The organism is Alteribacter natronophilus, from assembly GCF_006007885.1.
Lineage (GTDB): Bacteria > Bacillota > Bacilli > Bacillales > Salisediminibacteriaceae > Alteribacter > Alteribacter natronophilus.
Genome location: NZ_VCRO01000006.1, coordinates 187,676 through 200,931 on the forward strand (window position 1 = coordinate 187,676; position 13,256 = coordinate 200,931).

The following is a 13,256-nucleotide window of genomic DNA, read 5'->3' on the forward strand; positions in this document are numbered from 1 at the left end:
AACTTTCATTTTACAGCAACAGAAAACGAGAGTGAATAGATTAAGAGGAAGAAAAAGGAATTAAACAACAGGAGGAGGAATTGGAATAAAAAAATCCGCTCCTCGTTATAGCGATTGAAGGAGCGAAATCTCATTGTTTATGAATCCTATTCATCCCCAAGATAATAGTTGGGAAGATGAATATTCAAAAAGGCAAAGGTTTTTGAGAACTCATTAAAGGAATTGTACTGCTTTTTATACACTACATTTTTGTTCCAGAGAAGATTATTAATCTGCTTAATACGGTAGAAAAACTGTTCCACCTTTCCTTCGTCAAGTACATCGAAACCGTGGGCAAGACGGCTTTTATTCCGAAGTTCAATAAAATCGGTGATGACCTTGACATCTATATTGCGGATAATGGGATCATCCAGGGCTTTTAACAGCAACAGCCCCTGCATAAGCGTAATTCTTTTGGGGAGCTGGTGATTTCGCCTAAAAGGGGTGAAAACCCTGCGTGCTTCATCATTCATTTTCCGGAGAAGATCAGTCTCATCATACGGTGAGTAATCAGGTGCTTTGAAATAAATATTATGGACAAGAAGAAGATGCTGCAGAATCATTTCCAGCGCACGGTAGGTTAACAGTGCAGTCAGATCGTATTTTCCCCGCTTCATATAATGGTTGGCCATTTCAAACATATAGGCACTTAAGTGCCAGTAGGTTTCTTCATCTGTAAGTATATCCTTCGGTGTCTGATCAGGAAGTTTCATAAGCGGCTTCATGGCGCTTAGCTGCTCTTTAATCTTATAAACGGGAATATCGTTTATTTCGAGCATGTCGGCTATACTGACCGCCCGTTCCAGTTTCCCGGAAGCTTGGGCAAATTCCATTGACTCGTAATGGGCATAACCTGCAGCAAAGTGTTCATAGGCCTCGTACGGGCGGGGATTAAATACTCTCTCCTGTATTCTCTTAAAATACTCTACAGCATTTTCAAAGTCCTCGCTGTTAAACTTTGAGATTGCAATTGCCTTTTCCCTGTCACCGAAGACTGCTAGAGGATCTTCCAGAATGGATGGCTCTTCCTTACCAGGCTGTGGGGATTTGTGGCCCGGAAAGTGGCCGTTATTATCTATATATATAATATCAATTCCAAGGTGATTGGCTGCAAGCGTGCTACCGGAGACTACGCTCTTTTTGCCCCCTGTAATATCAATTGCCACCCGCTGGTAGGAGGCAGGAGTGATTTTCTTTTTCTGGATATATTCACTGATCTTTCGGTAAACATCCCTGCCTCCTTTTTTCCCCGCGACTTCGTAAGCAACTTGAATGACTTTCAGGGATGTTTCCTCCACAATCCGGTCCACGAGATGAAGCGTTTCCCTGGAACAGAGAAATAAAACGTTTTTCGGTTGCAGAGCTTTAATCCACATGATACTTGAACTGATGTCAAAACCAACAGTTGTAATCAGGTAATCATAGGAGTAAAGCGACGGTTCCTGCTCCCTCTGCTCACTGACTTTTTTTACAAAGCTTTCACAGACATCCGGCAGCAGATATTTATCGTAGAATGCCTGCGACTCGCTTCGGTCAATGTTTATTTTTGTAACATACTGCTCTTTGTATGACTTAAATGTTGACATTTCTCTCTCCTTTTCCATATAAGGATAGGATTCCTACCCGGGATATTTCCTCTCCCCAATTAATACCATCATCTGCTCAGAGGAGCTTCAACCCCATAAACCTCAAACGGGCTTCCTGCCCCTTCCCGCTCAAGCAGATCCTTAGTCTGCACGTACCCGCGTCCGTAGGCGTCGTCCCTGTTTTTAAGGTTGTCTTCAAACGCTCCTGCATGGTCGTGCTCGCCGAAGTGACGAAGCATTTGGATTTCGACCCATGAGGCAAAGCCTTCAATTTCATCGATGGTCATGAACGCGAGGTTCAGGTTATCGAACTGCCAGACGTGGGTAAGTTCGTGTACGAGGGTCATGTACGTCTGCAGGCGAGGAGCACCATTTTCAACCATGACGGTGATCGTATTGTCATCGTCCCGGCTCGCTTTGCCGATCATCCGCCGGCCGGATTTGGGATTAAGAACGAGTCCGCTCTCTTTGTGAAGGTCCTCGGCAGAAACCATCGTCACACGCAGATGATCCCGGCGGAGCCTCACGCCGAATTGTTCTGAAAGGTACAGCCTCATTTTTTTGTACATCGGTTCCAGCATTTCCTTATTGTCTACCGCAGTAGCCGCACATTCAGGACACCGTTTTCTCCGGTCATCGGTTTCCTCTGTTGATACAGCTCTGTAGGTCTTCTGACAGAAGACACATTCATGCTCTGTAATCCGCTCTTCGTCCACCGCTGCTGTTTCCCGGGAAACCCGTTCACTGATGTCGCTCAGTGATTCGCCGGTAAGGTACAGTTTCAGCACATCCCAAGTTTTCTCGACGGCGAATAACGGCAGCAGATTGCCGGCTCCAAACCGCAGGTACGTTTCTCCATTTTCCGGCTCCTCTATCAGCCATTTAAGGTAATCTTCAAGAACCTTAAAAATCTGATCGATGTTGTTTCGAATACTTTCAACCGCCCCGAGCTGGGAGGGAGAATCTTCGAGCAGGTAAATGGTAATTCTGTTGTCGTCATCATCACTGATCGTCGTTTCAAGCTCCGGATGCATCCGTCTGAGCATGCGGCTTTCTTTGTCATCACCATAAAACTCTTCCGGGAGGACGGCGGCTGCACGGATATAGTCATGAATATCGGGAAACAGCGTTACAAACAGTTCATTAAGCAGGAAGGACAGAGTAAAGGCAATCCGGTCTTTATCCGCTGCCCGGTTTTCAAGCTCAAAAGTCAATCTGGCAACTTTGCCTCTCTCGTATCTTCTTGCTGCCATATTACGATCCTTTTCCTCAAGAGTAACGTAGCGGACATCGCGCACATTTACTTCCCGGTCAAAAGACGAGTAACCTGCTGTAGAGACGCTGAATGGCAGTTCGGCAGTTTCAAAGTAAAGCCTGTTATCGGAACTGCTCATGTTCATCCGGTCTGACTGTACTGGCCATAGATCCGCTTCAATCCGGTACGTGCGATCCTGCCTGTAAACCGTTGACTGACGATTGGACGTCAGAGCCACTTCCATTCTGCTGAGATTGGGGCTGATCCGCTCCACTCTGCACAATTCTCCATTGAACGTATGTTCCTGGTGCGGAAGATAACGCTGATACAACTGTCCTTCATTGAGCTGTTCCACAACCTCACCGGACTGTTTCATGATTTTGATCTCGTTTACAACCATGGAAGGAATGAGCTCTTTCAGTTTTTTTGTGAGGTTGTATGCCGTACGTGTCACAAACTGCTGTTCTTCTGTGTCAAACACCCGTTCCTTCTTTACTTTAACAGCTTCGATCACCTGTCTGTTTGCCCCGAAAAGACTGATAAAGCAGTCTTCCAGCCTTTCAATGACCGGTTTTCCATCGTCCTCACCCTGATCGTCTGTAAAAGCGAGAAACTCTCTTACTTTGTCTTCACTCACGTAATTATTCAGCATCAGATCAAGAAGAGGCTGCACTCTTCCAAACGGTGTGGACGGCTGACTGACAGCAAGGGGCGCAATCGTCCGGCTCGACTGCATATGATAGTCAAGCTTCGCTGCCAGGTAGTCTCTTAAAAGGTATGGCGGAGAAATAATGTGGACGAAAGAGCTGTTTCTTCCGTTTCCCCACCAGTGCTTGAGCGTATCCACGAGATTATAGTTGGTGTCCCGGACAAGGAGGAACGAATAATCGGTCATCGGTACACTCCAGTACTGGGAATACATCTTCGTGCAATCCTTAATACCCCTGACCTGGGCACCGGACATTTCCATGTCGGTCATCAGGTGCTCCCGGTTATCCAGAAGGTCGCTGATGCTCTCTTTTACAGGAAGGGACTGCTGATTGACAAACATCATGTCACCTGTGTTCAGGCGCTGGGCATACATGGCAAGAGACACTTCACCGGTAATGTAACGGTGTGAACTGAGCGTGCTGAAAAGCCCTTTCTGAAATTTTTCCCCTTCTGTTTTCCAGACCATGTAATAGCATTTGGGACTCGGGGAGGTCAGTTTGGCTTCCACTTCGGTAAGGTTTACCCGGAATGTCTGCCTCACGAGGGCTTCGATCTTTTCGTACCACTGGGAAAAAATCCAGTACACAGGTTTTACCGGGAGGCATTCGTCCAGCTGAAGGGCGATGTTCTTTAAAGCCCCTGCATGAAAAGCCAGACTGCGCTCTGCTTCCGGCATAACGTATGTATCAAACAGACTGCCGTGGAACGTTTCCGTGAGAAGCGATATCGTGCTCTCTTTTTTCAGTTCCTGAATGGTAGCAATAATCATATGCGGGGCACGTCCCTGCTGAAAGGCTTCCGTAACCCCGGATAACGTCCACAGCTGCTCAAATCCGCTTGATTCCCGCAGACCGTCGGAAAGCCATTTCTTCGCTTCAGCAGCAGCTTCCGCATCTTTGACAATGAACACGATTCTATGATGATTAATCAGCCGGTTCAATAGAGCCGCCATCAGGTAGGGCCGGATTTCACCATATACCGGATCCCTGACAATCACATGCTCCTCCCTTGCCATTGCCGTAATCATATCCACATGTGCGTCCCTTACCTGAAAGCCCTGACTGCGGATTCTGCGGATCGTTTGATGAATATTCATTTCCCCGCCGGGTACATCCTCACTGTTCAGTTCTGTATACGCACTGCCGGTATCCTCACCTTTTCTCAGAGGGCAGTTTGTCTCTGTTTTTGCTGCGAGAACTTTGTCAGGCCATTTTTCAAGATAGCCTTCGAAAAGCGCATCCTGCTCGCTGATTTTCCGTTTATCCACGTCATCCCCGTGGATTTGGGTGCCGCTGAAGTCGTGGCGCCGTCCTCCAAGGAACCAGGCAAGCTCCAGAAACAGGAGGAGCGAAAGTGCCGGGTACGGCGGCAGCAGCAGTCCCACCTGCGTACGCCACTCAAATGGCAGCACCAAAATATAAGCCAGGAAAAGACCTGCGGCGATGAGAGAGGCATAGAAGGTGCAGATTGCCGGGTAATACCAGGCAGGTCTGAGCACTACCCCCTGTTCATTCCGCTCATACACAAGAGAAACCATTCTGCTGCCTTTTCCCCCTGTAATCAGCTTTTTTCTAAAGCCCAGGGGAAACTGATTCAGGAATCGGGCAATGAGGAAATTAATCCCTCTTACAACTGCAGGCAATTTATTTCGGACAAATGCTGTAACAAGCCTGAACCCGGTATCGCCTGCGCGCCAGATGAACTTAAGTCCCAGAAACAGAACAAGGAGCATGACGTTTAACACGAGAGCTCCGATAAAAGCTGTATTAGGAAGCTGATCTGTAAGCCAGACTGCCGGGGGAAGGGATAAAATATCCACCCTGAGCACAGCCACACAGAAAAGAATGGCCAGAAGGGGCCCCCACACCTGCCTGTACCGGTCTTTTGTTTTGTAGTTGAGTAGGTATAAAAGCAGAAGAACAAGGCCTGTGAGCACGAGTGCTCCTGTAATTACCGCAATGGATCCGTTCATACGTGCAACACCTTATCCTTTTGAATTTTCGCTTCGTCAAGGAGCTTCCATTTCCCAGGTTCTACCTGAGTTCTTGTCTGTCCGACCACAAAAGTGACAGGTTCATAGTCATTTCTGCCGGCTTCTCCGCACTTCAGCGGCGAATAGATCACGCATTCCCCCACATCTTTTGAGGCATCGAACTTTTCATTAACAAACTGCTGAATCGCCGTTGCGGCTATTGTTTTCCTCTGCTGGACATGAAGGTGGTCCTCCAGGTGACTGAGGGCATCAAGGGCGTCTTTTACTTCACGGTGATGATAATGATCGAGCTGGTTACTGAGCTGTTTTCTGTCCAGCTCTTCTTTTACTTTCTTCTCTTCACGGTGAAGGCGTTCGATTCTGAAAATACCATTCAGATATCTATTCGTCTGTTCATGCCGGTTCTGCTGCTCTGAAAATAAATCGTTCTTTGTTTCACCTGTTTCCTCAAGGGTTTGTGTAATCGGGAGCGTGAGCTGTCTGACGCCTGTAAAGGATATACCGGTTACAGCTGCGAGCAGAATGACAATAAGAAGATAATGACCCCACTCCTGCCACTGGGGCCACGTCCCCGGTGTCCCCAGAGAATAGAATAGGGGAAAAGCAAGACCGATCCATAAAACAAGAGCTGTCACAATTCTTTTTTTCATGTCGGGATACGCTTTTAAGTCTGCGTGAAGCGGGCGGGTGTGCTTTTCCCTGAACGTCTTCCACGTTTCCAGGGCACCTCCCGGGGGATTGGTGCTCGACTCCAGTTCCAGAAGCAGATCATTTTTGTCCCGTTCAATCTCCTCAAGATACTGTCCAATCAGCACCTTTCCACTCTCTGTGTTAAGCGGAGCGCGCTGATGGACTTTAACGGTCTCAATCCCTTTTCTGGCACTCTGCTGCATCACTTCCTCGCGCTCTTTCAGTTTCACTCCGGTTTCGTTCAGAAACTGAGTCCAGTCATCCGCCATACTCTTCACTTGGGACGGCACAAATGGACCGGGTTTTGCCAGGTCCTCTTCAAGCGGCTCTGACGACTGCGGGTTCGCATCCACTTTTTCAAACCGCTTTATGAGCATTTCCGCCCGTGAGTCCAGTCTCGTCTGAAGGGTTTCTCTCGCCGTTTCCAGCGTAAGCCGGTAATTCGAAAACAGGGTATCCACTTCCTGATCGTTGAGCCTGGCGTTCAGATAGAACTGCTGACCGTCAATTGACTTTGTAATCAGATCGGGTCGCTGAATAATCACCTGAAGGAATGCGGCAGCTTCCAGCCACTTTCCGTATTTTTTATCTTTGGCATACCGGGGCATCGTCTGACGAATAAGCGTAAGATTCGAGAGTGCTCCGTCGAGAGACAGGTTTTTCTTAAGGATGGTCTTAAGGGATGAAGAAGGTCTGAAACCAGCAAGATCCCGGCTTAGAGGCGGGGTAATTTCCTGGTTCAGGCGGACCTTGAACAGTTCCTCCACACGCTGGGACGTCCTGGTCATCCACTCATCTGCATAAGCCCCGGCCCCTTTTTGATTCTGCTTTTCAAGCTGGAGTTCGCTGAAACAGCGGCGAACGCTTTCCGCGCGGCTTTCCAGCTCCAGATAAATCTGCGGGTCGGGGTGGTCAATTCTGCCGATATTTTCCGTATCCACCGGCGGACCCCATGCTTCATCGAGAAGATCAAAATCGTGCCGGGTCCACAGGTTCGTTTTCCGCTCAAACAGGTTTTCACTGCTTAAATACCCCTGAAAATCCATCTCCACAGCAAGGCTGCTCCCGGTGTCGCACGTTTCGCCTTTGTCGTATTCGTAAAGGGCATCCATGACAAGAACGGTAACCTTGCGCGGCGCTGCTTCTTTTCTTTTCAGACCTGCGACAAGGGTCTGTTTTAAGTCTGTGAGTTTGGCAGTCAGGCGCTCTTTCAGAGAGACCGGATAATCCAGATGAAGCAAAACGACCAGATGCCAGTCGTCTGCCCGTTTTTCCGTCACCTCTTTGTAAACGACATCCAGAAGGGCAGCAAATCCGTCCCGCTGCCCGTAGGAAATCGTCGTCAAACGACCCTCTGCCTGTTCACTGTAGAAAAAGGGATCAAAAAGCTTCCATTCAGGGTGAAGAGTATTTTCATTTAAAAGTATGGTATGCATCCATCTCCCACCCTTTCATTACGTCAGCTGCATCAGTGTCTTCTTCTTATTTTCAATGGTGTAGCGCCAGTCGTTATGATCCTGGGAAAGAGGGTCCACGTTGCCTTTAACCAATGATTCCTCCCAAAGGCGGTCGATCAGATCCGCCGCTTTTTTCTGGGCGGACTTTTTGTACCGGCCGCCGCTCATCCCAACATAGTAGCTTTCAATCTCGTTGAGGAGGCATTGACGGAGCGCTCTTCCCTTTTCAGGTGAAACCTCGTCGCTCATCCCTTCAAAATCATAGCCAAGCGTGAAATCAAGAATGTTATTCACGCCTTCCTTGTTCGTCCGGCTTACATCGAGACAGCCTTTCACAAAGTCATGCTGATCTACATCAAGATTGCTGCTGCGTCTCTCCGCCAGCTGCTGCTCTTCGGCACGAACAAGGATTTCTTCATAAATGTTCGGGTTGTGAGCAAGGGCGTGATGAAGGCGGAATGTCTCTTCAGGGACACTCGCGCCGCCTTTTCTGATTAGCGTTGCCCCACTTTTACCGTTGTACTGGTAAACCAGACGTCCATCATCTTCTCTCACAAGCTGGATCCATCCGTAAATGAGACCAAGCAGGAGAGCTCTGTCATTTTTCTCCGAATCAAGCTCTACCTGGCTTGAATTCAGATCAGGCATAAAGGCCGGAAGATGCCAATTGCGGTCAAGGTGCGGCGTAACAGTAGCTTCCCCTCTGTTCAGCTTGTCGACCCGGCGGCGGTAAGCTTCGTAGTATGCACCAGGGAGCCGCTCGAACGTATCGGACTTCGTTCCGGAACTGAACTTGGCGAAATCTTCCACTTTCAGACCGTAATGAGCCCGGTAGGACAGAATTTCATATTTTGAAAAAGCTTCGTCCGCTTCTTCTTTGCCTTCAAAGAGGTCATTCACAGCCGTTTCACCAAGTTCATCAGCGAGATCACTGTGGATCCCGAAGAACTTCAGTTCACGACTGTTCTCAATGCTTGGGACAAACGGGAGACCGACGTGGTCGATTGTCGAGATTCGTTTAGCGATATGGTCGTCCGGATTTGCACCTTTTAGATCCGCCTCCCTGCGAAGGGCAGTGACGATTGATATATCCAGACGGTCCTGATAACGGGTGCTCAGCTCCTCACGACAGTGACTTACGACCTGCTCCCGATACATTTGCTCTACTTTAATTTCCTCTCTGAAAGTACCAAATGTCTGTTCGTTCCGTTTCGCGTACTGACGGTAGTGACTCAGGTAAATCTGACGGGAAATGGCATCCGGGAGCTCTCCCTGATCCACTGTGCCGCGAAGGGATTCCCACGTTTTTTCGAGCATTTCTTTTTCAGCCAGCACGTATTCCACTGTCGGATCACGGTTCTCGTCAAACTTGACAGCCAGCTGGTTAATTTCACGGAGCAGGGACGCACGTGTGTCTTTCAGATTTTCAAAGAAACGCTCCCAGTCCTGGATCATGCTGTCTACAGCCTGCTCGATTGAATTAAACACGAGCTGCTTGAGAAGGGCTGTTTTATACTCATCCAGACTTCTTAGCTGACGTCCGAATTTATGCTTGTAATCTTCAATGAAGTTTTTGTAGTCGCGGGCAAACAGGTTGCTGAAAAAACCTTTGCTGAGCGCCATATCTACACGCATGGCTGCTGTTTCGACCTGATCTGTTTCCTGAATATTAAACACCCGGTCGTACGTTTTTATCCGTTCCTTCAGCTCAGAGCATGTTGTGCGCAGACGCTCCGATTCCCCCTTCAGGATCGATTTTATGTTATAAAGCATATAACGTACGGCCACGGGATGAAGCGGCTTATCTTTTTTAAGGAACCAAGTGTTGATCCGGTATTCCTGTCCTTCAGCACCGTCAGGAGAATCAGCATCCTGGTCGAGAATCTGGTGTGCCAGGAACGTTCTGAATTCATACACTTTCTTCTCAATTTCCGACTCGTAGCGGCGCAGACTGTTTTCGCTGTTTGTTACAATGCGCCTGGCCTGTGTTTTCTGACCGAGTCCCGATTCATCTATACGGCAGTTCCGTCTTGCATAAGCTAATTCATCATCTTTTTCCAGAGCGGTTTCAAGGCGCTCCTCCACTGCCTGGAGAAACAGGTCTGCCTTTTCCCTGCCGAGGCGTCCTTCTTCGAGCTCTTCTTTCGTCTGTCTGTAAACAGACTGATAAAACGGGTTCGGTTTCTCGTCATGAACAAACTGACTGAGGTTTGACATGAACCGCTCTCCACGGTCAGGGCGTTCCCGGTTAATCCCACGCCGCAGATCCTGCTCGTATCTGCGGCGCTCACTGTCATAAATCTCATCGAGTTTCAGCCATGATTCATCAAGACCGTTAACCGACCATTTTAGCGAGCAGTATTCAAGTACATCCTGATAAGGGTAGACAAGGGAGGAAGTACCTGCGCCGCAGTAACGCGCTTTTCCGTCCGAGCTGATGATCTCAAGAATCTGGTTGTCTTCCTGAGAAAAGTGTTTTGCTGACAGAGGACTGAACAGCTGCAGATAAATCGTCTGGGACATCTGTCTGATATATTCCCCTACGCTCGGGAGGTTCTGACCTCTCGTATTTTCATAGTCATAAAGGAAACAGAAATCAAAAGGACGCTGGCGGTTCGTGATTGCATGTGTCGTCCTGCCGTCCACATCCACCTGATCTGGGCGGTACTCAAGTTCAATCGTGACATCCGAACTTTTATCTCCGCTCTGGTCCTGGGCACTTTCCGTGATCGCGTTCAGTTCCTTAAGGGCTGCATAGCCGTTCGCCCGCACCGATTCCCATTCCCGCTGGTCGAGAGTGTTCGTTCGCACGAGGATGTCAGGAAGGATAAAGGCTCCCCTGATGAGCACGCTGCTCTGGGAAAATTTCTTTTCCAGAAGCTCACGAAGGTACATGGCTACCTGAAGGAAAATACCGGAGCCGGTTCCCCCTACAAGGGAGCTGATGATGATGACCCTGACACCGGACTCCATCTGGTCGCCGTCCACAGGAAAAATCCGTTTAATTCCTTCTTCCATCTGATTGAGCTTCTTTTCACCCATTGCTGCCCGGAAGGCCAGGCGGGATACGGCACGAATCTGCCCCGCCCCTTCAGTCATCGTTTTGTTGCGCAGGTGCTGGTTATCGGGAAACCACTTTTTCAGCGATTCGTTTTCCCCGAGGTATTCGCCAACCGATTTCCTTGTACTTGTCTGTGTAATGTTCCCTGCCATGTGCTCCATTTTCCGGATGGTGTTGACGTCTGTATCAAAGGCATGGATCGCTGTGTTTTCCCGGCGGTCGAGCGGAATATTTCCATAAATTTCATTTACTACCCCGCTTCCGATCCCGCCGAGTCCGATAAGTATTGTAGGTACACCTTTTGACATCGTGATTCCCCTCTCTATTAACCGTTATATTTTGTCTCCACTTCGTAATCATGGAGCTGCTCAACAACCTCTGCTCCAAGTATGACCGGCAAATCTTTCTTATCATCCGCCTCGTCCTGCGTCAGGCGGTATCTGTCCACTTTCATCCCTTCAGTCTTGGATTTATGGGAAAGGTAAACGGTGTTGCGGGTTCTGCCGGCGATAAACTCGAGGTTTCTTATATTGGTCCGCTCGGCTTTATACGGTACGAGCCAGCGCTGCAGAAAACCGGTCCTGATTAACTCAGTCTCCCCTTCATCCCGGTTTCTTGCCATACTGCCTCTTAAATGGTTCTCCTTCACTATGAAGTTTGTATTTTTCTTATCAAACCGCGGCTTTTTGTAAATTCCGATCAGATACCAGACTGCCAGAATCCCTAAAAGGAGATAGGACAGATAAATTCCATACTGCCGCCAGAATCCGATCGGTTCCACATTCGCCGACGCTGTGGCGGAGGCTGTTTCCCCTTCGTATGGTCCTGAGACAGTAAGCTCAATCGTCCGCTCACCGTCATTTGTCAGAAACGGAAATCTCGGACTCTCAGGAACCACATTGATTTGAGAACCATGCTGCTTGAGTGAAGCATCGAAGGTTCCTCCGTCTACTGACATTTCAATATCATCGAACACGGAGGCAAGCTCAGACTCTGAAATAGGAATCTCGTTAATGTAAGGGATAAACACAATCGGTTCTGCTTCTCCCATTTCATCCATAGGAGCACTCCAGTTTTCATTTTCTGCCTGGAGTGTCCATTCTCTCGCTTCAAGACCGTGAAGATTCAGCTCCTTCGTTTCCTGATAGAAGCCTGGGATGTACCCTGTAACGGCGGCTCTTCCGTAATCATCCGGCATTTCGTAGGCAGCAGTGAACGCCTGCATCTGCTCATCCCAGGAGAGGGTATAGGTTTCTTCACCGATCTCAGCCGTCACATCCATTTCCTCTGCCCGACTGGCAGGAAGAGTCAGGGTTTCCCTCGCTCCCCCGCGCTCAGTGAAGCGGACGATGAGCTTCATGTCTGTTCCGGCAAAGAACGTTTGCGGGTCATCGGTTAACTCTCCGTCTGCCTCTACTCGCTTAGTCGAAATGTTAAAGTCGATCGATGACTCTGCAATAAAGTTCATCGTCTCAGGGTTCACATCATCTGCAAAAGTAAGCGTGTAACGCCCCTCCGGAATTACCCCTTCCACAGAGTCGTGACTTACATGGGATACAGCACCGTAAAGCGTTTCTCTAAGCTCGGCCGGATCGTATGGCGATTCGATTGCATATGGACCGTCTGCCTCATATCCGGTTGACGATCCGTTCACTTCCACCGAAGTAATTCCGTGCTCTGCTGGATCTCCCATGTCCTGATGAAGCACTGTGAGACGTTTTAACGGGTATGGTGACTCAATCGTGACCTTATTGCCTTCAATAGCAGGATTGAGGATATTGCCGGACCGGTCCGAATCGGGGTCGCGGTTTGTAATAAGTGCCGCCACCTCATTGATCCTGTCAATGATCTCCTGTTCGTTTGATGCCTGAAGGTGCTCTCCCTGGAGTGTGACATCCCAGAAATCTTCTTTAAATTCCTGCATCATGATTCTTTCATCGTTAGTAACGTAAGCTTCAAATGTGACAAAAATAGCGTGAAATGAGGCCTCACGCTGTTCCATTTCCTCCTGGAAATCCTGCATGGTATCCAGAGCGTGACGGCGGTTCTGTTCAAGCTCCGTGTCGTTTCTCATGGTGTAGTCCAGATCGTTGAATGCCCCGTCCATTACGATAATGAACCAGTAATCGTCCTCCGGATCGCTGTCATGCGATGTCCGGATGTGCTCAAAAGCGGTTTCCACCGTTTCAAAAGGTGTATTTCCACGTTCTTCCCACTGTTCAATGTTCTGAATTTCCTTCTGGCGTTCTGAATATGTAAGTTCAATTGGGAGGACTTCATCCGCGCTGCTCATCCGGATCACATTGAGGATGTCATTCTCACCAAGAAGCCCTGTCATGCTCTGAAGAGCATAGTTTGCAAACTTCCAGTTGTCGGTGTCAATTCTCTCACCGCTTTCTTCATCATCGTAATACCACATGCTTCCGGAGTCATCGTAGATGAGCGTAATGTTTCGTCTATCCTC

Annotated in this window: 5 protein-coding genes; all 5 read right to left on the reverse strand. The window is 48.7% G+C overall.

Going from position 1 to position 13,256, the window contains the following annotated elements:
• Window positions 1-146: 146 nt before the first annotated feature.
• Window positions 147-1,625 carry a TIGR02710 family CRISPR-associated CARF protein gene (locus FGB90_RS17340; RefSeq protein ID WP_171051897.1) on the reverse strand — a complete coding sequence of 493 codons (1,479 nt, stop codon included), beginning with the start codon at window positions 1,623-1,625 and terminating at the stop codon, window positions 147-149.
• A 68-nt stretch (window positions 1,626-1,693) separates the two neighbouring features.
• Window positions 1,694-5,563 (reverse strand): hypothetical protein, encoded by a 3,870-nt coding sequence (locus tag FGB90_RS17345; RefSeq protein ID WP_138812126.1) that lies wholly within the window; start codon window positions 5,561-5,563, stop codon window positions 1,694-1,696.
• Complete coding sequence (locus FGB90_RS17350) at window positions 5,560-7,710, reverse strand: hypothetical protein (RefSeq protein ID WP_138812127.1); 2,151 nt, start codon at window positions 7,708-7,710, stop codon at window positions 5,560-5,562. The genes FGB90_RS17345 and FGB90_RS17350 overlap by 4 nt, the downstream gene beginning before the upstream one ends.
• Before the next feature lie 18 nt (window positions 7,711-7,728).
• A complete protein-coding gene (locus tag FGB90_RS17355) occupies window positions 7,729-11,100 on the reverse strand; it encodes a tubulin-like doman-containing protein (protein ID WP_138812128.1) in 3,372 nt (1,123 codons plus the stop codon).
• Between the two features lie 17 nt (window positions 11,101-11,117).
• Window positions 11,118-13,211, reverse strand: coding sequence for a hypothetical protein (locus tag FGB90_RS17360; RefSeq protein WP_138812129.1), 2,094 nt, complete (start codon window positions 13,209-13,211; stop codon window positions 11,118-11,120).
• Window positions 13,212-13,256 lie beyond the last annotated feature (45 nt).

What these genes read in the sequence shown, in the direction of transcription:
- FGB90_RS17340 (WP_171051897.1), bottom strand. Translation starts at nt 1,625, where the DNA reads ATGTCAACATTTAAGTCATACAAAGAGCAGTATGTTACAAAAATAAAC.
- FGB90_RS17360 (WP_138812129.1), bottom strand. Translation starts at nt 13,211, where the DNA reads ATGTGGTATTACGATGATGAAGAAAGCGGTGAGAGAATTGACACCGAC.
- FGB90_RS17355 (WP_138812128.1), bottom strand. Translation starts at nt 11,100, where the DNA reads ATGTCAAAAGGTGTACCTACAATACTTATCGGACTCGGCGGGATCGGA.
- FGB90_RS17345 (WP_138812126.1), bottom strand. Translation starts at nt 5,563, where the DNA reads ATGAACGGATCCATTGCGGTAATTACAGGAGCACTCGTGCTCACAGGC.
- FGB90_RS17350 (WP_138812127.1), bottom strand. Translation starts at nt 7,710, where the DNA reads ATGCATACCATACTTTTAAATGAAAATACTCTTCACCCTGAATGGAAG.